25 protein-coding genes are annotated in these 24,753 nt (G+C 44.6%); all 25 read left to right on the forward strand.

What is annotated here, in order from left to right:
• Positions 1–244 precede the first annotated feature (244 nt).
• Positions 245–2,890: an alanine--tRNA ligase gene (gene alaS / locus HMPREF3093_RS02440; protein WP_070755442.1), complete on the forward strand. Its 2,646-nt coding sequence runs from the start codon at positions 245–247 to the stop codon at positions 2,888–2,890.
• 86 nt (positions 2,891–2,976) lie between these two features.
• Positions 2,977–3,234 carry an IreB family regulatory phosphoprotein gene (locus HMPREF3093_RS02445; protein ID WP_023390811.1) on the forward strand — a complete coding sequence of 86 codons (258 nt, stop codon included), beginning with the start codon at positions 2,977–2,979 and terminating at the stop codon, positions 3,232–3,234.
• Between the two features lie 3 nt (positions 3,235–3,237).
• Positions 3,238–3,666: a Holliday junction resolvase RuvX gene (gene ruvX, locus HMPREF3093_RS02450; RefSeq protein WP_023390810.1), complete on the forward strand. Its 429-nt coding sequence runs from the start codon at positions 3,238–3,240 to the stop codon at positions 3,664–3,666.
• A gap of 16 nt (positions 3,667–3,682) precedes the next feature.
• Positions 3,683–4,021, forward strand: coding sequence for a DUF1292 domain-containing protein (locus HMPREF3093_RS02455; RefSeq protein ID WP_070755443.1), 339 nt, complete (start codon positions 3,683–3,685; stop codon positions 4,019–4,021).
• A gap of 207 nt (positions 4,022–4,228) precedes the next feature.
• Positions 4,229–5,404: an endolytic transglycosylase MltG gene (gene mltG, locus HMPREF3093_RS02460; RefSeq protein ID WP_070755444.1), complete on the forward strand. Its 1,176-nt coding sequence runs from the start codon at positions 4,229–4,231 to the stop codon at positions 5,402–5,404.
• A gap of 23 nt (positions 5,405–5,427) precedes the next feature.
• Positions 5,428–6,078, forward strand: a complete 651-nt coding sequence (gene udk, locus HMPREF3093_RS02465; protein ID WP_035363815.1) for a uridine kinase — start codon at positions 5,428–5,430, stop codon at positions 6,076–6,078.
• Between the two features lie 197 nt (positions 6,079–6,275).
• Positions 6,276–6,755, forward strand: coding sequence for a transcription elongation factor GreA (gene greA / locus HMPREF3093_RS02470; RefSeq protein ID WP_023390804.1), 480 nt, complete (start codon positions 6,276–6,278; stop codon positions 6,753–6,755).
• Positions 6,756–6,903: 148 nt separating this feature from the next.
• Complete coding sequence (gene liaF, locus HMPREF3093_RS02475) at positions 6,904–7,656, forward strand: cell wall-active antibiotics response protein LiaF (RefSeq protein ID WP_070755445.1); 753 nt, start codon at positions 6,904–6,906, stop codon at positions 7,654–7,656.
• Positions 7,653–8,711: a sensor histidine kinase gene (locus HMPREF3093_RS02480; protein WP_070755446.1), complete on the forward strand. Its 1,059-nt coding sequence runs from the start codon at positions 7,653–7,655 to the stop codon at positions 8,709–8,711. The genes liaF and HMPREF3093_RS02480 overlap by 4 nt, the downstream gene beginning before the upstream one ends.
• A 12-nt stretch (positions 8,712–8,723) precedes the next feature.
• Complete coding sequence (locus HMPREF3093_RS02485) at positions 8,724–9,359, forward strand: response regulator (protein WP_070755447.1); 636 nt, start codon at positions 8,724–8,726, stop codon at positions 9,357–9,359.
• Between the two features lie 72 nt (positions 9,360–9,431).
• Positions 9,432–9,758 carry a HesB/YadR/YfhF family protein gene (locus tag HMPREF3093_RS02490; protein ID WP_023390800.1) on the forward strand — a complete coding sequence of 109 codons (327 nt, stop codon included), beginning with the start codon at positions 9,432–9,434 and terminating at the stop codon, positions 9,756–9,758.
• A gap of 3 nt (positions 9,759–9,761) precedes the next feature.
• Positions 9,762–10,379 carry an ECF transporter S component gene (locus HMPREF3093_RS02495; RefSeq protein ID WP_070755448.1) on the forward strand — a complete coding sequence of 206 codons (618 nt, stop codon included), beginning with the start codon at positions 9,762–9,764 and terminating at the stop codon, positions 10,377–10,379.
• Between the two features lie 257 nt (positions 10,380–10,636).
• Positions 10,637–11,662, forward strand: a complete 1,026-nt coding sequence (locus HMPREF3093_RS02500; protein ID WP_070755449.1) for a BMP family lipoprotein — start codon at positions 10,637–10,639, stop codon at positions 11,660–11,662.
• 102 nt (positions 11,663–11,764) lie between these two features.
• The gene (locus HMPREF3093_RS02505; protein ID WP_070755450.1) at positions 11,765–13,336 is read left to right on the forward strand and encodes an ABC transporter ATP-binding protein; all 1,572 of its coding nucleotides are present in this window, start codon (positions 11,765–11,767) and stop codon (positions 13,334–13,336) included.
• Positions 13,326–14,393, forward strand: coding sequence for an ABC transporter permease (locus HMPREF3093_RS02510; protein WP_070755451.1), 1,068 nt, complete (start codon positions 13,326–13,328; stop codon positions 14,391–14,393). Before HMPREF3093_RS02505 ends, HMPREF3093_RS02510 begins: the two co-directional genes overlap by 11 nt.
• Positions 14,393–15,346 (forward strand): ABC transporter permease, encoded by a 954-nt coding sequence (locus tag HMPREF3093_RS02515; RefSeq protein ID WP_023390795.1) that lies wholly within the window; start codon positions 14,393–14,395, stop codon positions 15,344–15,346. Before HMPREF3093_RS02510 ends, HMPREF3093_RS02515 begins: the two co-directional genes overlap by 1 nt.
• Before the next feature lie 73 nt (positions 15,347–15,419).
• Positions 15,420–16,718 carry a M16 family metallopeptidase gene (locus HMPREF3093_RS02520; RefSeq protein WP_070755453.1) on the forward strand — a complete coding sequence of 433 codons (1,299 nt, stop codon included), beginning with the start codon at positions 15,420–15,422 and terminating at the stop codon, positions 16,716–16,718.
• A complete protein-coding gene (gene yfmH / locus HMPREF3093_RS02525) occupies positions 16,699–17,991 on the forward strand; it encodes an EF-P 5-aminopentanol modification-associated protein YfmH (RefSeq protein WP_070755454.1) in 1,293 nt (430 codons plus the stop codon). The genes HMPREF3093_RS02520 and yfmH overlap by 20 nt, the downstream gene beginning before the upstream one ends.
• Positions 17,992–18,134: 143 nt before the next feature.
• Positions 18,135–19,178 carry a helix-turn-helix domain-containing protein gene (locus tag HMPREF3093_RS02530; RefSeq protein ID WP_070755455.1) on the forward strand — a complete coding sequence of 348 codons (1,044 nt, stop codon included), beginning with the start codon at positions 18,135–18,137 and terminating at the stop codon, positions 19,176–19,178.
• A 25-nt stretch (positions 19,179–19,203) separates the two neighbouring features.
• Entirely contained in the window at positions 19,204–19,785 is a 582-nt protein-coding gene (gene pgsA, locus HMPREF3093_RS02535) for a CDP-diacylglycerol--glycerol-3-phosphate 3-phosphatidyltransferase (RefSeq protein ID WP_070755456.1), read from the forward strand.
• Positions 19,786–20,046: 261 nt separating this feature from the next.
• Entirely contained in the window at positions 20,047–20,454 is a 408-nt protein-coding gene (locus HMPREF3093_RS02540; protein ID WP_070755458.1) for a hypothetical protein, read from the forward strand.
• 21 nt (positions 20,455–20,475) lie between these two features.
• Positions 20,476–21,159 carry an endolytic transglycosylase MltG gene (locus HMPREF3093_RS02545; RefSeq protein WP_070755459.1) on the forward strand — a complete coding sequence of 228 codons (684 nt, stop codon included), beginning with the start codon at positions 20,476–20,478 and terminating at the stop codon, positions 21,157–21,159.
• A gap of 182 nt (positions 21,160–21,341) precedes the next feature.
• Positions 21,342–22,046 carry a response regulator transcription factor gene (locus tag HMPREF3093_RS02550; RefSeq protein ID WP_023390788.1) on the forward strand — a complete coding sequence of 235 codons (705 nt, stop codon included), beginning with the start codon at positions 21,342–21,344 and terminating at the stop codon, positions 22,044–22,046.
• A gap of 119 nt (positions 22,047–22,165) precedes the next feature.
• Positions 22,166–23,524, forward strand: coding sequence for a sensor histidine kinase (locus tag HMPREF3093_RS02555; RefSeq protein ID WP_257244479.1), 1,359 nt, complete (start codon positions 22,166–22,168; stop codon positions 23,522–23,524).
• A 155-nt stretch (positions 23,525–23,679) separates the two neighbouring features.
• Complete coding sequence (yidC, locus tag HMPREF3093_RS02560; RefSeq protein ID WP_070755461.1) at positions 23,680–24,651, forward strand: membrane protein insertase YidC; 972 nt, start codon at positions 23,680–23,682, stop codon at positions 24,649–24,651.
• The last annotated feature ends 102 nt before the right edge of the window (positions 24,652–24,753 follow it).

Consider the following 24,753-nt stretch of genomic DNA (forward strand, 5'->3'; position numbering starts at 1 on the left):
TAATGGTAGAGGTATAAGGCTATGTTGAACCCAGCCTCAGAGAGACTTCATTTGGTGGAAGAAGTCACGGGTCTCAATGCTCCCTTAGGTCTTTCTAGTGGCAACATTAGCGTAGGATTGGCGTTAACAATCATTAAAGATGTAATGAAGCAGATTCGTTATAAGCAAGGTGGTACCGCGACTTATCGCCCTTGCATGTAATGAGTGTGTTTTTTATTTTTATTAGAAAAGGAGTTCATCATATATGAAACAATTGACGAGTGCGCAAATTCGCCAAATGTATCTTGATTTCTTCGCAGAGAAACAACACCAAATTATTCCAAGTGCCTCTTTGATTCCGGTCAATGACCCAACCCTCTTGTGGATCAACGCCGGTGTGGCACCCCTTAAAAAATACTTTGACGGTACGGAAGTGCCAGACAACCGTCGTTTGGCTAACGTGCAAAAATGTATCCGAACCAATGACATTGAGAACGTAGGTTACACTGCTCGCCACCATACCCTCTTCGAAATGCTAGGGAACTGGTCTATCGGCGATTACTTCAAGAAAGAGGTTATTGCTTGGGCTTGGGAATTCTTAACGAGCGAGCGTTGGTTAGGCTTTGAAGCTGATAAGCTATTTGCCACCTACTATCCAGATGACAAGGAAACACCCGAAATCTGGAAACAACAACCAGGTTTTATTGCTGATCACTTGGTGGCAGTAGCAGATAACTTCTGGGATATCGGGGCTGGCCCATGTGGTCCGGATACCGAGATTTTCTACGATCGTGGACAAGACTTTAACAACTTGGAAGCAGACGACCCAGAAAACTACCCTGGTGGTGAGAATGAGCGTTGGTTGGAAATCTGGAACTTAGTCTTCTCTGAGTTTAACCATTTGCCAGATGACACCTATCAACCACTGCCTAACAAGAACGTCGATACCGGGATGGGCTTGGAACGGGTAGTCTCTGTCATTCAAAATGCCAAAACTAACTATGAGACAGACCTCTTTGTGCCAATTATTCAAGCCATTGAAAAAGTCTCTGGTGTAGACTTTGCTTCAGCTGGTGACAAACAAGTCAGCTTCAAGGTCATTGCCGACCACATTCGCGCGGTTTCCTTCGCGATTAGTGATGGGGCATTGCCTTCCAATGAAGGGCGTGGCTATATCCTACGTCGTCTCATTCGCCGTAGTGTCATGCATGGCCGAAAATTGGGGATTAGCCGTAGCTTCTTAAGTGAATTAGTCCCTGTTATTGCGGACATTATGGGGGCTTATTATCAAGAATTGACGGAACAATTAGCCTTCGTTCAAAAGGTCATCTTAAATGAAGAAGAGCGATTCCACGAGACCATTGAAGGTGGGGAAGCTCACTTGAATGACTTGATGGCTAACCTCAAGGCTGAGGGCAAAACCGTGGTTCCGGGCGCCCAAGCCTTCCAACTCTATGATACCTTTGGTTTCCCATTAGAGTTAACGGTTGAATTGGCTGATAGCCAAGGCTTCTCAGTTGATCAAGAAGGTTTTGAGACAGAAATGGAAGCCCAACGTCAACGGGCTCGTGCAGCTCGTTCTAAGGAAGAGAGCATGCAAGTCCAAAGCGACCTCTTACAAAACATTACTGATGCCTTTGATTTCGTGGGTTACGAAACGCTTGTTACAAACGCGACTATCAAGGCCATTGTGCTAGATGAAGCCAAGGTAGATCAGTTACCAGCTCATCAAGAGGGTTGGGTCTTCTTCAACCGTAGTCCTTTCTATGCAGAAATGGGGGGGCAAGTTGCGGACTCTGGGATCATCCTAGATGGCGATCAAGAAGTAGGCCAAGTCTTAGATGTTAAGAAAGCACCTCAAGGTCAGTTTATGCACCGTATCAAAACGGGGGATATGCCGTTGACTGTCGGTCAATCCTATACCTTAGAAGTGGATCGGGCAGCACGTCTTAAGACCAACCAAAATCATACCGCAACCCACCTCTTACACCGTGCCTTGAAGGTTGTTTTGGGTAGCCATGCCAACCAAGCGGGTTCTTACGTTGGGCCAGATCGCTTACGCTTTGACTTCTCACACTTTGGTAAAGTCACACCTGAGGAACTCAAGCAGATTGAAGCCTTCGTCAACCAATGGATCGCCAACTCTGCCAATGTTGATATCGCTGAAATGCCCATTGAAGATGCTAAAGCAACAGGTGCTATGGCTCTCTTTGGGGAAAAATATGGTGATGTTGTACGGGTTGTTAATATTGCAGGCGAATCTATCGAGTTGTGTGGTGGGACCCATGTTAATAACACCAATGAGATTGGCACCTTCAAGCTCCTAGCTGAGTCTGGGATTGGGGCCGGGATTCGTCGGATTGAAGCCTTGACTGGTCAAGCTGCTGTTGCGGATTATCAGGCTCAAGCTGACCTCCTACAAGAAGTGCAAAATCATCTCAAAGTGGCTCAAGCTAGCCAACTCTTACCACGTTTAGAGCAATTGCAAGAAGAACTCCGTCAAGCCCAAGCTCAAGTAGAATCGCTCAACGCAAAATTACTGCAAGCTGAAGCAGGACAAGTCTTCCAAGATGTTCAAAGTGTTGGGGATGTGACTTATGTAGCCATTAACTTAGGCAATCAATCTGTTGATGGGATGCGTCAAATGGCTGACATCTGGAAGAAAGAAGCACCATCTAATATCTTGGTCTTAGTTGCTAGCCAAGAAGAAAAAGTAAGTCTCATGGTTCAAGTGGATGAGCAAGGCTTGGCTGCTGGTCTTAAGGCTGGTAACCTCATCAAGCCATTAGCGGCAATTGTCGGCGGTGGCGGTGGCGGTAAGCCACAAATGGCTCAAGCCGGTGGTAAGAAACCAGAAGCGATTCCAGAATTATTGGCGCAAGTCAGCGCAGTAATTAACGAACAATTATAGGCTTTTTTGCCGGAATTGTTGCAAAAAGGTTCCAATCTTGTACAGAGTCATGTACAATAAGATTAAACGAGAGGATTGGTGATAGTATGCAATCATTAGATGAAACCATCTTATTTAGCTTAGATGATCTCAATAAACAGACCATTCGCGAAGTACTAGAGATTGTATTTAGCGCCCTAGAAGAAAAGGGGTATGATGCAACCAACCAGATTGTGGGTTATCTCTTGTCAGGAGATCCAGCCTATATTCCACGCCATCGTGACGCCAGAAACTTAATTCGTCGTTATGAGCGCGATGAGATTGTGGAAGCCTTAGTCCGCTACTATGTTAAAGGAAATCGCTAAACCATGTATAAACGTATTATGGGCTTGGACGTAGGATCCAAGACAGTAGGAGTGGCTGTTAGCGACTTAATGGGCTGGACTGCTCAAGGTCTTGAGACCATTCGTATTGACGAAGCAGCGGGGGACTTAGGTTATGACCGCCTGCTGGAACTGGTTGATCAGCACCAGGTTAAGGAGCTTGTTATTGGCTTGCCCAAGAATATGAACAATAGTCTGGGACCAAGAGCAGAAGCCTCAATGGCCTATGGAGAGGGAATTAGTAAGTTAAGACCTGAATTGACTATCCACTATCAGGATGAGCGCTTAACCACTTCGCAAGCAGAACGTATGCTTGTTACAGAAGGAAATGTTAGCCGCAAGAAACGCAAGCAAGTTATTGATAAGCTAGCTGCGGTAATTATCCTACAGAATTATTTAGACCGAATTAATTAAGGAAGGGGGCATAGCTATGCCACACGAACACGACCACCATCACGATCATGATCATGATCATCATCATCATCATGACCACGACCACCACGAACATATTACCATTGTGGATGAGAACGGAAATGAGGCTTTATACGAGATTCTCTTTACCTTCGAATCAGAAGATTATGGTAAGAACTACGTCATTCTCTACCCAGCGGGTGCTATTGACGATGAGGACGTAGAACTTCAAGCTTACTCATTTACGGAAGGCGAGGACGGACAGTCCGGTGAATTATTGCCAATCGAAGATGAGAAAGAATGGGATATGGTTGAGGAAGTCCTCAATACCTTCTTAGACGAAGAAGGCAATTTCTAAGCTAGTAAAAACCTGAGAGTTTGAATATGACTCCCAGGTTTTATTTTGTTTTTTATCTAGGAGGCTAAAGATGAATAGAAATAGTTTTAGTTTTATAGTGCGAGTCTTTAACCGACTTGTAAAGGGAAAATAATGGCTATTTAACAGAAAAATTGATATAATGCATAGGATATATTGAATCTATCACATAGCGAAGGAGGTTCCTCAGTGAAAGTAGATTGGGACAAAGTCAAACAAGATGCGGAACTTAAGGAAGATCATCAGGTAAAAGAAGAATTGATGACCCAACGCATCGTCAAATACATTATCTTAGGATTAGTTGCCTTGGCCTTAGTTGTAGGTTTAGGTTGCTTCTGGTACTATAACGATTCCCTAAAGGCAGTTAACAACCAAAAGACAGAGACCATGCAAGTGACCATTCCAATTGGCTCTAGCAGTAAGGACATCGCGCGATTACTTAAGTCTCAAGGCTTGATTAAGAATGCCGATATCTTTAGCTTCTATATGAAGGCCAAAAGTGTCAATGGTCTCCAAGCTGGTCACTATGACTTAAGTCCTGCCATGGATGCCGATACCATTATTGCAACCCTTCAAAAGGGTGGTAAACCGATCGAAGTCGATGTGGATACCAAACTAACCGTTGTTGAAGGTATGCAACTGGAACAAATTGCCCAAATGGTGGAAGAAAACACCCCAATTAAGGCAGCTGATTTCTTAGCAACTGCTAATGATGCTAGCTTCATCGAAGAGTTAAAATCTCAATATCCGAGCTTAATTTCAGGTTTGGATGGGGTAGAAGGACTCAAATATAAGTTAGAAGGTTACCTCTATCCGGCAACCTATGACTATATCGCTGGTACCAATGTTAAAGACCTGATTAAACAAATGGTGGGCAAGATGAACCTTGAATACCAAAAACTCAAGGAAGATATGGGCAATACTAGCTTAAGTTTCCATCAAATCTTGACCTTAGCTTCTATCATAGAGAAGGAAGGGGTCACAGATGAAGATCGCAAGCTCATCTCTGGTGTCTTCTATAACCGTATGAACAACGATATGCCACTGCAATCCGATATTACCGTCCTCTATGCCTTAGGTGAACACAAGGAACTGGTGACCATTAAGGATACTGAAGTGGACTCACCATACAACCTGTATAAGCATACGGGCTTAGGACCAGGGCCCTACAATAGCCCAAGTCTCAGTGCAATTCAGGCTGCCATCTATCCAACAGCCTCAGACTACTTCTACTTTGTAGCGGATATCGAGACCGGAAATGTCTACTATGCGACAACCTTGGAAGAACATGAAGCTCTAGTTGCTAAGTATGTCAATAAGAATAGCAGTCAAGAATCAAGCCTATCATCAAGCGAAACAGAATAAGAATAGAATGAGGGGAAAATAGTATGTCAAATCGTCCGATTGTAATTGGCGTAACCGGGGGTTCCGGGAGTGGAAAGTCCAGTGTCAGCATGAAGCTCATGGAGATTTTCGCCGATTTATCTGTCATGATGCTCCAGCATGACTTCTACTATAAGGACCAATCGCACCTACCTTTTGAAGAAAGACTTAAAACCAATTATGACCATCCATTGGCTTTTGACACGGATTTATTCGTGGCCGATCTCAATCGCCTCTTAGCAGGGGAAGCCATTGATAAGCCGGTTTATGACTTTGCCAACCACACGCGTAGCAGTGAAGTCATTCATCAAGAATCTAAGGATGTCATTATCGTGGAAGGAATTCTTATTCTGGAAGATCCGCGCTTACGCGACTTAATGGATATTAAGGTCTATGTTGATACCGATGATGATATTCGTTTGGCTCGCCGGATTCTCCGCGATATTAAAGAGCGTGGCCGTTCAGTGGAGTCGGTTATTAACCAATATGTGGACGTGGTTAAGCCAATGCACCACCAATTTATTGAGCCAACCAAGCGTTACGCCGATATTATTGTCCCAGAAGGGGGCTATAACCAAGTGGCGATTGACCTCTTAGCCACCAAGATTCATTCTATCCTACAAGGCAAGGCTCTCGAAGCCAAACAAGAAGCCTAAGCAAAAGATGCTCTATAAATTTTTATGCCTAACTGTCAAATTATGATTGCTAAATGACCAAGATAGTGTTATATTATTTCTGTTCTGACAGAGGCAAGACCGAGTGAGTTGGCGTAAGGCCAATTCGCTCGTGTTCTTTTGTTTCTCCTAGGGGACGAGAAGCAACTATCCATTAAAAATAAGGAGTTAAGACGTATATGGAAGAAAAAGTATACCCAATGACCCTGGAAGGGAAAGCCAAATTAGAGGCTGAATTGGAAGATTTAAAAGTTAATAAACGTAAGGAGATTATCGAGCGTATTAAGATTGCCCGTTCATACGGTGACTTATCTGAAAACTCAGAGTACGATGCAGCTAAGGACGAACAAGCCTTCGTTGAAGGACGTATCTCTGTCATTGAGAAAATGATTCGTTTTGCGCAAATCATTGATGATCGCGATGTGGCAGATGATGTGGTGACCTTGGGTCGTACGGTAAGCTTCATTGAATTACCAGGTAGTGACGAAGAGTCGTATACCATTGTGGGTTCTGCTGAAGCAGATCCATTAGAAGCCAAAATCTCTAACGATTCACCAATTGCTAAGGCAATTATTGGTAAAAAATTAGGGGATGTCGTAACGGTGGAAACACCAGGCGGATCCTTCGATTTGAAGATTACCAAAATTGAGAAAAATTAACTTACTTAGAGGCTAGGATGTGATGCTAGCCTCTTTTCTTTTGCCGAATTATGGAGCAGCTTTTCCTAGGGGATGGGGGTTAAGGGTTTTCCTATGGCTTAAAATTGTTTATAATAAGAAGCGTAAGCTAAGAAAGGAGGGCGGACAGATGATTGCTTTTTTAAAGCGCCATATTTTTCAGATTTTTGCTTTGGCTGGGACAGCCTTGGTCTTTGAACTCATGGGGCGGGGCGTCACCTTTCTCTTGTTTTTAGGTAGCCTAGTCTTGCTAGTTGCCAGTGTCTACATACCCATCGGGATTTTTAGGGGCATGACCTTGGTTTTGTCTCTGACTAGTTTCTTTGTGGCCATTTTCATGACCCAATCTATCTGGCTAGTGCTCTTGGTCTTGGTGCTCTTTTATTGGCTCTTCCGGGGACCTAACGGCAATGAGTTCCTAGTTTGGGGAGAGTCACTACTCCATCCCTTCGGTGGTGCCAAGGAAGCCTATCACGGGGTCAAGTTAATCCAACCTCAGAGTGGTCAGCGGACCCTAATCAAGCGCGAATCCCTGATCGCCTCTATGGAATCTAAAACCAACTATTATGAATGGGATGATATCAATATTGTTTTCTTAGGGGGGAGCTCCATTGTCGACTTGGGCAACACCCTCCTGCCGCCTGAGCAATCGACCATTGTCATTCGTAAATTATTTGGCCGTACGCGGCTGATTATTCCGCGTGACGTAGGTTTCCGGCTCAATATCTCAGCTATATCAGGTGCGGTGGTCTTCGAGAACCAAAGCTATTCCTTAGTAGGGGAAAACTTCCGTTGGGAGACTGCGGGATATGCCGCCACGCCACGGCGTCTCAATATCATGATTTCTGTTGCCTTTGGTGAAGTGGAGGTGATTGTGCTATGAACCTACATTTATGGCGCCGTCTCTTCCTCTATCAGCTCTTGGTTAATTTGGCCATTACAACCATTATGGTGGGTCTTCAAGTCTACGTCTTCCAGACCTTGAGTTTGGCTAGTCTCTGGGAGTTGACCTGGTTCCAAATTCCATTTTATCTAGTCTTGGTAGGAGCTAATTTCAGTATTGCCCTGGTAGTATCAGGCTTCCTGACTTTCTTCCTCAGTGGCCCTTATGAAGAGCTTCGGGCTAAGATTAATTGGCTTTTGCTAGGAAAATATCAACATCCTATTTTTAAGGATTCTGGCAAGGGACTGCACGCCTGGTACGATTATAGTGGTGTTGTTTCATCAGATCTCAACCGTATCCGTGACAAGCTCGTCCAGCTGTCTAGAGACCTGCAGGATTTTGCTGCTTCCCCAACCTTCGTAGGGGAAGAAACCAAGGAAGAAATTATCGAGACTGAACGCCATCGGATTGCGCGGGAGCTTCATGATTCGGTTAGTCAGCAGCTCTTTGCAGCCACCATGATGCTTTCAGCCATCAAAGACCAAGAGCAGGCTGAGATTGCAGAACCTATCCGCCAACAAATTATTCGGGTCGATAAGGTTATTGCGACGGCTCAAATTGAGATGCGAGCCCTCTTGTTACATTTGAGACCGATTGGATTAGAAGATCGGTCCCTTAAGCAGGGGATTGAACAGTTATTACTTGAGCTCCAGACCAAGATTCCGACGACGATTGTCTGGGACTTGGCCGATGTGCGCTTGGAATCCGGTATTGAGGACCATCTCTTCCGCATTGTACAAGAAGCTATTTCTAATACCTTAAGACACGCTAGAGCTAACCGTCTGGAGGTTTACCTTCAAGTGGATGAGAGCTCGGCTCAGCTCAAAATTGTGGATGACGGCCTAGGCTTTGACATGGATAAGGCTGACAAGGTCGGATCCTATGGTTTGCGTAATATTCGAGAACGGGTGACCAATCTTGGGGGCGAATGTAAGATTCTCAGTATGACAGGTAAGGGGACCGTTCTGGATATCACCCTTCCTATAAGATTTTAAGGAGGTAAGTAGATGATTAAGGTATTACTAGTGGACGACCATGAAATGGTCCGACTAGGAGTCTCATCATATTTAATGATTCAGTCTGACATGGAAGTAGTGGGGGAAGCCTGTAACGGCTTAGAAGGCTATCATAAGGCCCTTGAATTACGACCAGACATTATCCTCATGGATTTAGTCATGGATGTCATGGATGGGATTGAGGCTACTCAGAAGATTATGGCAGATTGGCCTCAAGCTAAGATTATTATCGTAACCTCCTTCCTGGATGATGAGAAGGTCTATCCGGCTATGGAGGCGGGAGCTAGCTCCTACTTACTTAAGACTTCGTCTGCTGCTGAAATTGCCCAAGCCATCCGTTCTACCTATCAAGGGCATAAGGTGATTGAACCTGCCGTGACAGAGAAGATTATCGAGCACCGATTAGATCAAGCACGGCCTAAGCCTCATGATGAGTTGACTAATCGGGAGTTGGATGTCTTACGTCTAATAGGTCAAGGCTACTCCAATCAAGCCATTGCCGAGGAACTGGTCATTACCCTTAAGACGGTTAAGACCCATGTCTCCAATATCTTCACCAAGTTGGAAGTAGAAGACCGTACTCAGGCGGCTATTTACGCGGTTCACCATCATTTGGACGGTCAGTGAGCACCTAGTTAGGTCCTGTCTTAAGGACCATGCTATAATAAAAACAGCAAGTCAAGAGAAGGAGTGTAAGGGATGGAATTAAAAGTAGATCCAGCATCAGTTGCTTGGTTTAAGGAAGAAGTAGGATTGCCCCAAGGGGCTGGCGTACGTTTTTTAGTCAAGGTTTATGGTTGTAGCCCTATTAACAGCGGCTTTTCTCTCGCTATGGAAACCAACTACCCAAGTGAACCAGGTGTCACTTATGAAGCAGACGGCGTGCTCTTCTATATTGAGAGTCGTGACGAATGGTTCTTCGATGGACATGATTTGTCGGTTGAGTTTGATGAGGGTCATGGTGAGCCGGCCTATATCTTTGTTAAAGATGGGGTGGCTGTCAATCCCCTAGTGAAGGAGGCTTAAGACATGACTCAAAATCAACGCTATGGTTCGCAAAATAAAACCAACCAACTAGTTAAATTAAGTGTCTTTGTGGCCTTGATTATTATCCAATCATGGGTGCCTATGTTGGGTAACATTCCGACCCCAGTCTTATCCATTACTTACATCCATGTTACCGTCATTTTAGCAACTCTCTGGCTAGGTTGGAAAGAGGGCGTCTTGGTTGGGACGGCTTGGGGATTAAATTCTTGGATTCGTGCCCTAACTGCACCTGTGTCACCCATTAATGCCCAAGTTTTAAGTGATGTCATGGTCAGCGTCTTGCCACGTATGCTCATGCCATTGATTTTGGCCGGCTTGATTGTGGTATTCAAGTCTTGGAGTAAAAATCCACGTCTAGTGGGAGCCTTGGCTGGCTTTAGTGGTAGTTTTCTCAATACTTTCTTGGTTTTAGGAGCTATTGTTTTATTCAAGCAAGAAGTTTATATGACCATTAAAGGGGTAGACCAGACCGGTCTTTGGCAATTATTAGGGGGCATCATTGCGACCAACGGGATCTTGGAAGCTTTTGTCGCAGCTATTTTAACCCCAATTTTCTATCAGGTGACCTTACAACTGGCTAAGCGTCAGGGACAACATTAAGCCTATAAGAAGCGAACTTAGAAGGTTCGCTTTTTTTATGCTTTTAGGGCTTAGACTGCCTTGCTTTAAGCAAGATTTAGTTGACTTTTCGGCTATCTAGCGCACTAGGGCGACATTTTCATGAAAATATACGAACGATTGAGAATGGTTTTAGTAAAACATCATCGAATTTCTTGCTAGATTGACCTAATAATGATATAATGTAAGGGAATTCAGCGCGAGTTCACGAGTAAGAAATATTCAAAGGAGATGTTTTAATGAAGAAAGCTTTTGGATTAGCAGCTACAGCCTTGACAGTAGCAAGTTTGGTAGCACCTGTTGCCGTAAATGCGGCTGATTTTTCTGCAGTGATTGTCACAGACGTAGGTGGGGTAGACGACAAGTCCTTCAACCAAAGCGCCTGGGAAGGTCTTGAGCAATTCGGTAAAGAAAACAAGTTAGAAAAAGGAGTAGGTGGCTATGACTACTTACAATCCAATAGCGACTCTGACTATGTGACTAACCTTAACTCAGCAGTCCAAGCAAACTTCTCCTTAATCTTCGGGATTGGTTATAAATTAGAAGCTGCAGTCAAAGAAGCAGCCACTCAATACCCAGATAAGCACTTTGCTATTGTGGACTCTGTAGTTGACTTACCAAACGTTGCTTCTTTGACCTTCAAGGATAATGAAGCAGCCTTCTTAGCAGGGGTAGCCGCTGCTAAGACCACTAAGACCAAACAAGTTGGTTTTATCGGTGGGGTCGAAGGTTTCGTTATTGACCGTTTTGAAGCTGGTTTCGTTGAAGGCGTAAAAGCAGTTGATCCTTCTATCAAAGTTGAAGTTCAATACGCAGGTTCATTTGCTGATGCAGCTAAAGGGAAACAATTAGCTGCTGCTATGTACTCAGGTGGTGCAGATGTTATCTTCCACGCTTCTGGTGGTACCGGGAACGGTGTCTTCTCTGAAGCTAAGGATATCGTAACTAACGATCCTAAACGTGAAGTATATGTTATCGGGGTTGACTTAGACCAAGATGCAGAAGGTCTAGTCACTGTAGATGGCAAAGAACGTCACTTAACCTTAGCTTCAACACTCAAAGGGGTAGGCTCTGCGGTTAAGAAGTTCGCACAAGAGACCAAAGAAGGTAAATTCAAATCTGGTAACACTATTTACGGCTTGAAAGACGGCGGGGTTGACTTAACGACTGCCCAATTATCACCTGAAGCTAAAAAAGCTGTTGAAGAATACAAAGCTAAAATCGTCAAAGGTGAAATCACTGTACCTGAAAAACCAAATCGTTAATAAAGGCTTAGGTACTAGGAGCTGGGGGCAACCTGGCTCCTTTTTTGAAAGTAAAATGCACTTATAAAATAAGGTAAGTATTAATTAAGAAGGAGGGATTCTATGGAAACAGTGACGCATCCAGTGATTGAAATGCGCGGTATTTCCAAACAGTTTGGGACATTTTTTGCCAATAAAAATATTAACCTCGAGCTCAAGAAGGGCGAAATTCATGCCTTGCTTGGTGAGAACGGGGCGGGTAAATCCACTCTGATGAACATTTTGTCCGGTCTCTTACAACCGACTGATGGGCAGATTTATATGAATGGCCAAGCGGTTAACATTGCCAATCCAACGGTCGCTAATAACCTACATATCGGGATGGTTCACCAGCACTTTATGTTGGTAAATGACTTTACGGTCGTTGAGAATATCATGTTAGGGAATGAAATGGTTCAAGGCTTACGTTTGGACTATAAGAAGGCCAAGGCTCATATTATGAACTTATCTAAGCAATATGGTTTAGCCATTGATCCAGACGCTAAGGTTGCCAACATCACGGTGGGGATGCAACAGCGGGTGGAAATCCTCAAGACCCTCTATCGTGGCGCCGATATTCTGATTTTCGACGAACCAACGGCAGTTTTAACACCACAAGAAATCGATGAACTCATGGTTACGCTCAAGTCCTTAGCGAGTGAGGGTAAGTCCATTATTATCATTACCCATAAGTTAGCAGAAATTAAGCAGGTAGCCGACCGTTGTACTATTATCCGGCGTGGGGAGTCCATTGATACGGTTGATGTAGCCACTACTTCTGCTAAGGAATTAGCCGATATGATGGTGGGACGTTCCGTCTCCTTCAAGACCGAGAAGAAGGCCGCTAGTCCTGGCGAGGTCTTCTTGAATGTGGAAGACCTAGTGGTTAAGGATGAACGGGGCATTGTTGCTACTAAGAACTTGAGTTTCCAAGTAAGACGTGGCGAAGTAGTGGGGATTGCCGGGATTGACGGGAACGGTCAGTCCGAGCTAATTCTAGCACTTGCGGGCCTCATTCCAATTGAATCAGGTAAAATCGAATTGGGCGGCCAGGATATTGTAGGTAAATCACCACGTCAAATTACGGAGTTAGGCTTTGGTCATATTCCTGAAGACCGCCACAAATATGGCTTGGTTTTGCCTATGAAGGTTGAGGAAAACTTAGTGCTCAAATCCTACTATCATACACCTTACTCTGAAAAAGGCTTCTTACGTTTCCAAGCTATTGAGAAGAAGGCCAAGGCCTTGATTGAGCAGTATGATGTGCGGACCGTCTCTGAAAAAGTGCCAGTTAAGTCACTCTCGGGCGGGAACCAACAAAAGGCCATTATTGCCCGTGAGTTAAGCTTGAACCCTGATTTCCTCATTGCAGCTAACCCAACTCGGGGCTTAGACGTAGGGGCCATTGAATTTATCCATAAGGCCTTGATTGCTGAACGTGATGATCAGAAGGCTGTCCTCTTGATGAGTTTCGAATTAGACGAAATTCTCAATGTATCCGATCGCATTATTGTCATGCACGACGGCCATATCATGGCAGATATTCCGGCATCTGAAACCAATGAACAAGAAATCGGCTTGATGATGGCGGGGACCTCTTATGAAGAAGTATTAAGCCATCGTCAAACAGGAGGTGACGCTAATCATGAAGGATAAACTACGTGCCGTTTTTGTTCCTATTGCATCTGTTGTGATTGGGATTATCGTGGGAGCCTTGATTATGTGGCTCTTCCGTTATGATGCGGTTAAAGGTTATGAGGCCCTCTTCAATGGAGCATTTGGTAAACCATTCAATATTGGTCAGACTCTACGGGCTGCCACCCCACTTATGTTAACAGGTTTAGGCTTCGCAGTAGCCTATACGGCTGGCTTCTTCAACATTGGTTTGGCTGGTCAAGCCCTCTGTGGTTGGTTAGTCTCCGTTTGGGTGGGGCTGATTTTAGGTGATTTACCATCCTTTATCGTCTTACCAATTGCCATTGTAGCTGGGATGGTGGCAGGTGCCCTCTGGGCAGCTATCGCTGGTTTCCTTAAGGCTTACTTTGATACTAGTGAAGTCATCGTGACCATCATGCTCAACTATACGGCGATTTATTTATCAGACTATCTCTTGCGTAATGTCATTACCAGCCGTTTGGATGCAACGCCTATCTTGAAAGACAATGCTACCTTAAAAATGCAGTGGTTGTCAGACTTGACCAATGGGTCTACCTTACATGCTGGTATTTTCATTTCAGTCTTAATGATTCTAGTCGTTCATATTTTAATGACGCGTACGACCCTTGGGTTTGAACTCAAGGCTGTAGGGATGAACAAGTTTGCCTCAGCCTATGCGGGCATGAACGCCAAGCGCAATATTATCCTATCTATGGTCCTATCTGGTGCTCTTGCAGGTCTGGGTGGGGTCATGAACGGGCTAGGTGAGTTCCGTAACATCTTCTTGATGAATGGTAAAGCACCCGATATTGGCTTTGATGGTATGGCCGTTGCCCTTTTAGGGATGAACAATCCAATCGGAATTTTCTTCTCAAGTATTCTCTTTGGTGGTCTCAAGACCGGTGGGAACTTGATGCCTTTGGCTGCTAAGATTCCGAGTGAAATCGTCAACGTCGTCATTGGCTGTATTATTTTCTTCGTCGGATGTAGCTATATCTTCCGCTTCATTATGGAGAAGGTTCGCAGCAATAAAGTCAGCAGCAAGGAGGGAGCATAATGCAAAATATACTCGCTTTAGTTGTATCCAATGCGCTCTTGTACGCAACACCGCTGATTTTTACTGCCCTTGGTGGCGTCTTCTCTGAGAGAAGTGGGATTGTTAACGTAGGTTTGGAAGGGATTATGGTCATTGGGGCCTTCTCATCAGTTGTCTTCAACCTGACTTTTGCCGGTCAATTTGGCGACTTCACCCCATGGCTAGCGCTCCTAGTCGGTGGGCTTTGTGGCTTGCTCTTTGCCTTGATTCATGCGGTAGCGACCGTTAATTTACGGGCTGACCACATTATTTCAGGGACCGTGCTCAACTTGATTGCACCATCCTTGGCTATCTTCTTAACCAAGGTCCTTTTCCAAGGTAAGGGTCAAACAGACTCAATCAAAACCAAGTTTGGTAAATTTGACTTCCCAGTCTTATCAGACATTCCAGTTATCGGGCCAATCTTCTTCGCCAAAACTTCTATCTTGGCTTATGTAGGGATCGTCCTAGCCTTTGTAGTTTGGTATCTGGTCTTCAAGACGCGTTTTGGTTTGCGCTTGCGGTCAGTCGGGGAGAACCCTCAGGCTGCCGATACCTTGGGGATTAATGTCTACCTCATGCGCTATTCTGGCGTCTTGCTTTCTGGCTTACTAGGTGGGATTGGTGGGGCAGCCTACACTCATACTATTTCAGAAAACTTCGCGGTATCGACCATTGCCGGTCAAGGTTTTATGGCCATGGCCGCTATGATTTTCGGTAAATGGAACCCAATTGGGGCCATGTTAGCAGCTATCTTCTTCGGTTTAGCTCAGTCCTTGGCCGTTATCGGGGCTTCCATTCCAGTTATTAGGGATATCCCGTCAGTTTACTTGCAAATTGCACCTTATGTGATTACAATTATTGTATTGATTGGTTTCGTTGGCCGCTCCAAGGCGCCAGAAGCCGTTGGGACAACCTACATCAAATCAAAATAAGAGGAGAAAGACCCGTGTTGGCTCCATTCAGGGGCTGGCATGGGGCTTTTTTCCTAATGAAGGAGAGAAAGCCATGCAAGAATGGCAAGCTGGCATCCACTATCAGGCGGTTGCCTCCACTAAATATAAAACCAACCAAGTCATTATAAAGGCTATCTTACCTTATCAAGCTGAGCGGGCGGCGGCCTGGTCCTTGCTGGCTCGTATGATGGAAGACGGGAGTGATCGTATTCCAAGTAAGGCGGCCTTGGAAGGCATTTTGGCCCAACTCTATGGTGCCTCTCTATCAGTAGGGGTCCAACGTAAGGGGCATTTTCTAGAATTTGTTATGGCAAGCCAAAGTGTTCGGCCAAGTCTGGTTCAGATGCCTGACTTAATGCCGGCTTGGCTAAACTTAATGGGTCAGTTATTGTTTGAACAGGAGTCGCTAGCCCTAGCCACGCCTCAATCTCAGGCTCGGTTTGAACGGGAGCAGGCCTTTCAGCTACAACGGATTGAGCGGATGAGCGATGACAAACGACGCTTGGTGGTTCAAAAACTTTACCAGGAGCTTTACCGTGAGACTCCTGATAATGCCTTGGCCAATCTAGGGGATGTGGCCAGAGTCCAAGCCCTGACTCTAGCTGACCTGGCTAAGGCTCATAGGGAAATTTGCCAGGAAGCCCAATTCTATCTCGTCAGCAATGGTGATTTGACCGATAGTGACTTGATTAAGTGGCTAGAGAGCTGGTCACTAAAGGGTCGCCAGGCTGACTGGGATTATGGTGATAACTATCTGGCCTTAGATAAGCCTTTGTCAACTGATAATCTAGGCCAATTGATTGAGGAAAAGGTTCAGGGCCAGCAAGCTAACTTGGCTATGGCCTTTGCCTTTCCGCCGGCCAAGAGCCTTAAGGAACGTATTATACTACAAGTGGCCAATGGGATTTTTGGCTACCTGCCTGTTTCTCGACTCTTTACAGAAATTCGAGAGAAGCAGAGTCTGGCCTATGCCATTCATTCTGGTCTTGATTTTCACCGCTCTTTTGCCTTGGTACGGGCGGGCATTAGCCCCGATAAGGTGGGGCATGTTTATGAGGAAGTCCAAGCCCAGTTGGCTGACTTAATGCTGAGCTTGGAAGAAGGGGACTACTTAGAGGAAGTGAAACTGACCCTCTTGAGTGCCGATGTACAGTCGCGAGACTATCAACATTTGGAGACTGATAAGATGATTGCCCAGGATTTGTATCCTGATTTCGATTTGTCGACAGACTACTTTGAATCAGTGGTGAGAGCCCTCAAGGCGGAAGAGGTCATTGCTTGCTTAGGCAAATGGCATTTGGTGGGGGCCTATGCCCTAGTAGGAGGTAAAGATGAAAGAACACTATCATAAAGTTTTGGATGAAACCTTCTTTGAAAAGGTGCTAGCTAATGGTTTGACCGTTCGCTTGGTACCTAAACCAGGTTACCACCGCAGTTACGGAATTCTGACGACACACTATGGTTCGGTGGATCAAGTGGTGCGACACAAGGAAACGGGAGAAGAAAAGACCATTCCTGCGGGAGCTGCCCATTTCTTAGAACACAAGATGTTTGAAGGCCAAGGAGGACTAGACGCCTTTGCGCTCTTTATGAAGCAGGGGGCTATGGCCAATGCTTTCACCCACTACTTTCAGACTTCCTATCTATTCTCTGCTTCCTATTATATTGAACGCAATGTCGAAACCTTGCTTGATTTTGTGCAGACTCCTTATTTCACACCAGAAGGCATCGAGAAGGAAAAGGGCATTATCACGCAAGAGCTTTATATGTATCAGGATGATCCACTTGGGGTTTCCTATCAAGCCTTGCATCAAGCCCTCTATCCTGACCATCCCTTAGGAGTGGATATTTTAGGTACGGAAGAAAGTATTAAGGCTACCACTTATGAAGATTTACGCTTGGCCTACGATACCTTCTACCATCCAAGCAATATGAATTTGATTGTGGTAGGGAACTTTGACCCACAAGCTTTACTCGCTGTCATTGAGGCTAATCAGGCTCGCAAAACATTTGAGCTACCACACTATCAAAGGGTAGTAGAAGAGGTGACAGCTCCCGTTCTGCCTAAAACTCAGCTTGAGCGGGAAATCAGTCAGCCAATTATCGAGTTGGCTTGGCGCTTTTCACCACAAAAATTATCGGGCATAGAATTGATTCGCCAACGTATTATTGGGGAAGTCTTCTTCGAACTACTAATGGGACCTATGTCGTCAGCCTATGCTAGCTGGTACCAGCAACAGTGGGTAGATACCAATTTCTACCAGTCTTATCATTTAGACCACAAGATGCACCATTTGGCTATTCATGCCCAGAGTCATCATACATCAGACTTGATTGCTGCAATCAAGGAGCTCTTGGCTAACTGGCAACATAACCCGGATTTGACTGAGGAGCAGTTGAAACAAGTGGTGACAGGGCGCATTGGTGATTTCTTACAGCACCTAAATTCCTTGGAGTTCATTGCTTATGAATTGATCGAAGCTGTGATGGATAGTTACGAATTAGCTGATATCCTGACTTGCCTTCAGGAAATCAAACTATCAGACCTCCAGGAATTTGGTCATCAAGTGCTCTCAGGAGCCTCAGAGGCAGTTGAGGTCCTAGTTAATCCCGTAAGTGAATAGGCCAAGAGGTCAAGTCCATAGTGGGACTTGGCCTCTTGATTTTTTTTAGAAGAAGTTTTGAAACTTTAAGCGAAAATCATTAACCCTCATGTCAGAATATGATATAATACTTTTTGAATGCAGAAAGAAAAGGATGAACGGCGATGAGTGAATTAGGAACTAAATTGCGCGATGCCCGCATTGAAAAAGGATATACCTTAAATACTTTACAACAAATGACAAAAATTAAGAAAAAATACTTGGTGGCGATTGAGGAAGGACGCTTCGAAGAAATTCCTGGTAACTTCTATACTAGAGCTTTTGTTAAACAATATGCTGACATGGTTGGCCTAGATGGAGATAGCCTACTCTTAGATTATCATAATGAGTTAGAAGCGGTAGAACATGGCTTATCTCAATATGATGACCAAGAAGCAGAAGCGATGCCTAGCCGTTTGAACAGAAACCAAGCCCAGTCAGAACAATCGCTCTTAGATCGCTATGCTAAGCACTTGCCAGTTCTCATGCTAGCTGGGGTATTTGTCTTGGTTATGGCCTTTATTACCTGGACCATCTACTCTGTGTCTCAACGAGAGCGGCAACAGCAGGCTAATAATTCTAGTTCTACTAGTCTTGTATCGTCAGTAGAACCAAGTTCTGCTGCCCAACATGCCGCTAACAGCAGTAGTGAATCTGCTTCCCAAGCTAAGATTGACGGCGCAGAGTTCTTTGGCGATGTCCAAGGAAAGCGCGTATCTGGTGAAGGCGAAGAAACAACCTACGAACTCTATGCGCCGATGAATAAATTTAAGTTCACTGTTAAAGGCAAGAATTATGTCTGGGTAGGTGTCTATGAGGATGAAGAAATCACTATGGATACAACGGTGACTGAAGGTGAAACCTTAGAGATTAAAGTTAAAGGCCAAACCCGTAGCGTCCGCATTCGCCTAGGTTACCCTGAGGGTGGCGAGATTCAGGTGAATGGTAAGACTGTTAAAATCGCTAACGACTATATCACAGATTCTATTGTCTTCCGTCTTCATGCAGATCAGCCGACAGGCTCAAGCACTAATGAAGCTAATCAAGCGGCAGAAAATCAACAAGGTCAAGACCAGAGCCAAAATCAAAACCAAGGCCAAGGTTCTTATCAAGGACCAGCCGTTCTGGATCCTAATCGCCAACAGAACAACGATAACAATGGCCAATAAGGTCTAGCCATCAGGGAGGATAGTCATGAATATCGCCAATAAGTTAACGCTCTTGCGGATGCTGATGATTCCAGTCTTTATCTTCTTGCTATTAAACCATTCGGCTGACCAAGTTGTGTGGTTAGGGACTGCCATTCCTGTCAACCAAGTCTGGGCCGCTGTGGTTTTTGCCCTAGCGAGCTTTACAGACTTCCTTGATGGCTACCTGGCGCGCAAATACCAATTAGTGACCTCTTTTGGGGCTTTCTTCGATCCCATGGCTGATAAATTGCTAGTCATGGCTGCGCTGATTTTACTAGTTCAATTAGGCTCTGTACCGGGATGGGTGGTTTTTATCATTCTAGCCAGAGAATTGATGGTGACAGGCTTAAGAGTATTGATTGCCCAATCCAATGGTAAGGTGATGGCAGCCGCTATGCCGGGCAAAATTAAGACGACGACACAGATGCTAGCTATTATCTGCTTCTTATTGCAAGATATGGGGCGGTCAGTCTGGGGCTTCTCCCTGGCTAATCTCTTGCTTTATGTCTGTCTATTCTTCACCATTTACTCGGGTTTAGAATATTTTTATCATGCCCGCTTTGTCTTTTCTGACGGGTTTAAATAAGATAAAACACCAAAATTAAAAGTCTGAATCTATGGTTCGGGCTTTTTTTCTTTGCCTTTTGGGCCTGGAAATATAGGACTTAGGGAAGCAAAAGAGAAAAGTACACTATAATTGCACTCAATTAGTTTATTAGAAAGAGCACTTCGCTAATTTTGGTTGATTACAACAAGCCTGTAACATATTTGTTACCCGACGCCCCTTGTAACTTGCGGATACTTTGATACAATAGGAGTGAAGTAACTATCGAAAGGAAGGTGTCATATGCAACTCTGGATTTTAGTTTGTATTTTATTAGTTGTAGCCATCGTCTTATTTGCCTTATCCATTTATGTCAAAGATGACAACGTTCAAGACCAATTGGACGAATTTACGGCTCAACAATCACAAGAATTCTATGCCATGAAAACTCGTTTAGCTGAGCTTGAAAAGGCAGCCCGTGAACAAGAAGCTGTGGCGGTTGAAGCACCTGCTCAAGTAGGCAATCACTACGTGGAAGCTGAAGCAGAACCAGCCTTGGAATTAGGACTGGATGATGTATCAGATTTGACCCGTGAAGAAGTGATTCGTCTCTACTCGCAAGGCTACACCATGCATGAGATTTCTCACCATGTGGCTTTATCACAAGAAATTATCCAAACTATCGTTGACGATTATATTGAAAATCGCTAACAAAGGACAAGGAGGACTAGTATGAAATTATCGCGTAACACATTACGCTCGCTAGCTGTTGGTTTCTTAGCATCAGCAGTGGTAACAGCAGCTTTTGCCTTGTCACAAGGACAATTACCTGTCCAAGGTGTCAATGGGACCAACCTTTTAAACGGAGGGTCGACGACTGCTAATGCGGATCAACAAGCACAATTGGATGCTTTATCAAGCGAAAAATCGGCCTTAGAATCAACTCAAAATGTCTTGAATGCTTCGTTAACTTCTTTAAAAGAACAAGCATCACGTCAAAGTAGTGAATTAGAAGCTTTGAAGAGCCATTCGGCTTCAAGTTCTAGCAATGAGTCATCTTCTTCAAGCAGTGAAAGCTCAAGTTCAAGTGAAAGTGACCAAGCTAACAACCAAGCAGAGACAGGTCAAGAGCAGAACAATGGCACAAGCACTGAAGGAACATCAGCACCTAGAAACGGTCAATGGACCACTGAAGGTGGTAACTTCACTGTTAATCCTGGGGACACATCCGAAGATGTTGCTCAAAACTTGTATGATGCTGGGATTATCAGCTCACCAGATGTCTTCTTGGAAGTGGTAGAACAATGGGATCTATCAACCCTTCTAATTGCAGGTACTTACGAGTTGAACTCAGGTATGAATGTTAATACAATCGCAGAAATTTTAACCAACGGGGCCTACTACTGGATTCCATAGGACTATTATGAGGTGGAGATTAATTCTCTGCCTCTTTTTTTTATGGAAATTCGGGGTCATGGCCAGTTTTATCTAAAAAAGTGGCAAAATCATGAGAATAATCAGCTTCTAGACTAGAATTTTTTCTCATAATTGTGTAAAATAGGGAAGAGAGTATCTAAATTGCATTAGGAGGCGATTAAATGGAAGATACAAAGAAACACCGCGTATTAATTATTGAGGATGAGAAAAACCTAGCCCGCTTTGTTGACTTAGAACTTCAGCATGAAGGCTATGAAACAGCCATCTGTCATGACGGACGAAAGGGCTTGGAGACTGCCCTTAATCAGGAATGGGATGTTATCCTATTAGATTTAATGTTACCTGAATTAAATGGTCTCGAAGTTTGCCGTCGCATTCGTCCCATTAAGGACACCCCTATTATCATCATGACGGCGCGTGATTCCGTTATTGACCGCGTATCTGGTCTAGACCAAGGGGCAGATGACTACATTGTTAAGCCATTTGCCATTGAGGAATTATTGGCCCGCTTGCGGGCACTCTTCCGTCGCATTGACCATAACAAGGAAGAGAAGAATCAATCCCAGCAGTCATCTGTTAAATACCGTAATTTGGTCATCGAGAAGAAAGGCCGCATTGTTAAACGTGATGATCAAGTCATTGATTTGACCAAGCGTGAGTACGAACTCTTACTCTACTTGATGGAAAATCTCAATACGGTTATGTCTCGTGAAGTCCTGCTAGACAAGGTCTGGGGTTACAAAACGGAAGTCGAAACCAATGTGGTGGATGTCTACATTCGTTATCTCCGCAACAAAATTGACGTACCTGGCAAGGACTCTTATATCCAGACCGTTCGCGGGACAGGCTACGTCATGAGAACCTAGTCATGAGATTACCGAGTTTCCAGCTTAAACAGCCACTTTCGCTTAAATGGAAGTGGAGTATCTTATTATTTTTAGTTTTTAATCTTATTGGGGTTGCCAGTTTAATGGGATACCGGCACTTGAGTCAAGAACAAGCCCTCGCCGCCATCAAGGCTAATGGCCAGATGCGCTTGGATCAAACGCAGTCTGTTCTCAAGGCATCCAAATTAGATATTGATCGACTGGGGACCAATGCAGAAAATGCAAGGGCTGATGACTTGTCTCTTTTAGCAGCTTTGGAAAATCCTGAAACTAGTTTGCGCCTCTATAATAGTGCCAATCAATTAGTTTATGAGACACGTCGTCTGGATGTGCCGACTGTGGCAGCATCGCCGCAAGTGGATATCTATCCGTATAAGAAACAACTTTTGGTCATAGGAACGGTTAGTCTGCCAGGAAGGGATGGGGCGAATGGGGGAACCCTACAATTTATCTACCGTCCTCTTCAATATCAGGACTGGTTAGCTAAGCAACAGCAGCTAAGTAGTTGGGTCTTGGTCGCCATATTAGTATTTTCCCTTGTGTTTGCCTATGGTTTAGCGCGTTATCTTTTACTTCCTTTGGAGTATCTTAATAATACGCTGGACTTGGTGGAAGAAGAGAGTTTGTCGACCATCCGGATTCGCAAACCGCGCAGTAATGACGAGTGGAGTGATTTGAACATTCATATCAATCGCCTCCTGGACAAAATTGATGGCTATGTTCAAAATCAAAAGCAATTTGTGGAAGATGTCTCTCACGAGTTGCGGACGCCTGTCGCCATTGTAGAAGGCCATTTGCAAATGCTTAATCGTTGGGGCAAAGACGATCCTGAGATTTTGGCTGAGTCCATTGACGCCTCTTTGCAAGAGATAACCCGCATGAAAGACCTAGTCCAAATGATGTTAGACTTGTCGCGGGCAGATCATGCTGAAGTCGATTATAAGGATGAAATGACCGAAATTTATGCCACTACGCGTCAGGTCTTCAATAACTTCGTTATGCTCTATCCTAATTTCCGATTTTATCTGGACTCGGAAGGGGAGGACAAGGAACTTTATGTCAAAATCTATCGAAATCACTTTGAGCAGATTTTGATTATTCTCCTGGATAACGCGGTCAAGTATAGTACCGATCGCCAAGAAATCCATATCGCGGTTAGTGCTTCCTTCACGACGGTCGAAATCGCTATTCAAGATTTCGGTGAGGGTATGAGCCAGGAAGACAAGCAAAAGGTCTTCGGACGCTTCTACCGTGTGGATAAGGCACGTTCCCGCCAGAAAGGTGGGAATGGCTTAGGCCTTAGCATCGCCAAGCAATTGGTGGATAGTTATAAGGGTCGGATCTATGTGGAGAGTGTGCTCCACCATGGTTCTATCTTCTATGTAGAATTCCCAATCTTGCTGGACAAGGCAGAAATTGAGAAGAACAAGAAGAAGGTTTTGGCCAAAAATTTATAAGCCTAGAGAGGATGGGAAGCTTCCCATCCTTTTATTTATGATTGAATTAAGACGCGTCATCCCTCGGGCTAGAGGATGATTTTACCTTGACTAGACGAAAATACTTGAAAAAGAGAGCGTATTTTTATATAGTTAGAAGGTGAAAACTTTCGGAAATGAGTGAAGTAATTTTGAAAAAACAACGTAACTGGCAATTGATGGCCCTCTTGGTCGTCGTTGTATTGATTGCATCAGGCTGTGTGTCCTATGATGCTAATGGTCAACCTTATGGGGCGGTCTATGAATATCTGGGTAAACCAGCCGCTGCCTTCCTAGACTTCTTAGCGGGCTTCTTATTCAATAGCTATGGTTTAGCTATTATCATTGTGACCTTGCTAACACGGGTCTTCATGTTGCCATCCTCCCTGAAGATGACGCGTGATACCATGATTAGCCAGGCGCGTATGAAGGTGGCCCAACCAGAAATCAACGAGATTCAAGAAGAAATCAATGCAAGTAAAGATCCAGCAGAGCGTGCTCGCTTGCAACAAGAGTTGATGGGTGTCTACAAGAAATACAACATCAACATGCTAGGTGGTTTATCTGGCTGCTTGCCACTGCTCTTACAAATGCCAGTCATCTCGGCCGTTTATGCCGCGATTCGGACTTCGACAGCTATTCAAAACTCTACTTTCTTAGGTATCCAGTTAGGGCAACGTTCAACCCTCATTGTGATTCTGGTGGTTGCTGTGTCGATTCTTCAAAGCTGGCTCATGCAAAAACAAATGCCAAGCACACCAGGTAATGAGAAGGCCGGTCAAACAAGTCAAGTTATGTTCTGGATGAACCCAATCCTCTTTGGTTGGATGACTTGGACAACAGATGCTGGTTTAGGTCTCTACTTCTTGGCGGGGGCAGTCTTCATGATTGGGCAACAGCTCTATACTAACCATGTGGTCAAACCAAAGATCCAAGAAATCATTGACCAAGACATGGCCAACGTACAGGTAACGCCACGTCGTCCGCGTAAGGATGTAACGGCCCAAGCAACCAAGGAAGCTAACCGTAACCGTCTTGTGCCAACTAAGGAAAGCGTTGGGGCTGCAGGCTCAAAACGCCGAAATGCTGGTAAACAAACACGACGTTAATTATAAGATGAGAGGCTGAGAAATCTCAGCCTCTTTTACTTTTGCCAGAAGGTAGGGTGGCCTAGAAAAAGTCTTGATCAATATGAGAGCAAGTAGCCAAAA

This window comes from Abiotrophia sp. HMSC24B09 (assembly GCF_001815865.1).
Taxonomy (GTDB): Bacteria; Bacillota; Bacilli; order Lactobacillales; family Aerococcaceae; genus Abiotrophia.

Excerpts from the sequence above, each read along its gene's own strand:
- alaS (WP_070755442.1), top strand. The coding sequence starts at position 245 with ATGAAACAATTGACGAGTGCGCAAATTCGCCAAATGTATCTTGATTTC.
- HMPREF3093_RS02445 (WP_023390811.1), top strand. The coding sequence starts at position 2,977 with ATGCAATCATTAGATGAAACCATCTTATTTAGCTTAGATGATCTCAAT.
- ruvX (WP_023390810.1), top strand. The coding sequence starts at position 3,238 with ATGTATAAACGTATTATGGGCTTGGACGTAGGATCCAAGACAGTAGGA.
- HMPREF3093_RS02455 (WP_070755443.1), top strand. The coding sequence starts at position 3,683 with ATGCCACACGAACACGACCACCATCACGATCATGATCATGATCATCAT.
- udk (WP_035363815.1), top strand. The coding sequence starts at position 5,428 with ATGTCAAATCGTCCGATTGTAATTGGCGTAACCGGGGGTTCCGGGAGT.
- greA (WP_023390804.1), top strand. The coding sequence starts at position 6,276 with ATGGAAGAAAAAGTATACCCAATGACCCTGGAAGGGAAAGCCAAATTA.
- liaF (WP_070755445.1), top strand. The coding sequence starts at position 6,904 with ATGATTGCTTTTTTAAAGCGCCATATTTTTCAGATTTTTGCTTTGGCT.
- HMPREF3093_RS02480 (WP_070755446.1), top strand. The coding sequence starts at position 7,653 with ATGAACCTACATTTATGGCGCCGTCTCTTCCTCTATCAGCTCTTGGTT.
- HMPREF3093_RS02485 (WP_070755447.1), top strand. The coding sequence starts at position 8,724 with ATGATTAAGGTATTACTAGTGGACGACCATGAAATGGTCCGACTAGGA.
- HMPREF3093_RS02490 (WP_023390800.1), top strand. The coding sequence starts at position 9,432 with ATGGAATTAAAAGTAGATCCAGCATCAGTTGCTTGGTTTAAGGAAGAA.
- HMPREF3093_RS02495 (WP_070755448.1), top strand. The coding sequence starts at position 9,762 with ATGACTCAAAATCAACGCTATGGTTCGCAAAATAAAACCAACCAACTA.
- HMPREF3093_RS02500 (WP_070755449.1), top strand. The coding sequence starts at position 10,637 with ATGAAGAAAGCTTTTGGATTAGCAGCTACAGCCTTGACAGTAGCAAGT.
- HMPREF3093_RS02505 (WP_070755450.1), top strand. The coding sequence starts at position 11,765 with ATGGAAACAGTGACGCATCCAGTGATTGAAATGCGCGGTATTTCCAAA.
- HMPREF3093_RS02510 (WP_070755451.1), top strand. The coding sequence starts at position 13,326 with ATGAAGGATAAACTACGTGCCGTTTTTGTTCCTATTGCATCTGTTGTG.
- HMPREF3093_RS02515 (WP_023390795.1), top strand. The coding sequence starts at position 14,393 with ATGCAAAATATACTCGCTTTAGTTGTATCCAATGCGCTCTTGTACGCA.
- HMPREF3093_RS02520 (WP_070755453.1), top strand. The coding sequence starts at position 15,420 with ATGCAAGAATGGCAAGCTGGCATCCACTATCAGGCGGTTGCCTCCACT.
- yfmH (WP_070755454.1), top strand. The coding sequence starts at position 16,699 with ATGAAAGAACACTATCATAAAGTTTTGGATGAAACCTTCTTTGAAAAG.
- HMPREF3093_RS02530 (WP_070755455.1), top strand. The coding sequence starts at position 18,135 with ATGAGTGAATTAGGAACTAAATTGCGCGATGCCCGCATTGAAAAAGGA.
- pgsA (WP_070755456.1), top strand. The coding sequence starts at position 19,204 with ATGAATATCGCCAATAAGTTAACGCTCTTGCGGATGCTGATGATTCCA.
- HMPREF3093_RS02540 (WP_070755458.1), top strand. The coding sequence starts at position 20,047 with ATGCAACTCTGGATTTTAGTTTGTATTTTATTAGTTGTAGCCATCGTC.
- HMPREF3093_RS02545 (WP_070755459.1), top strand. The coding sequence starts at position 20,476 with ATGAAATTATCGCGTAACACATTACGCTCGCTAGCTGTTGGTTTCTTA.
- HMPREF3093_RS02550 (WP_023390788.1), top strand. The coding sequence starts at position 21,342 with ATGGAAGATACAAAGAAACACCGCGTATTAATTATTGAGGATGAGAAA.
- yidC (WP_070755461.1), top strand. The coding sequence starts at position 23,680 with ATGAGTGAAGTAATTTTGAAAAAACAACGTAACTGGCAATTGATGGCC.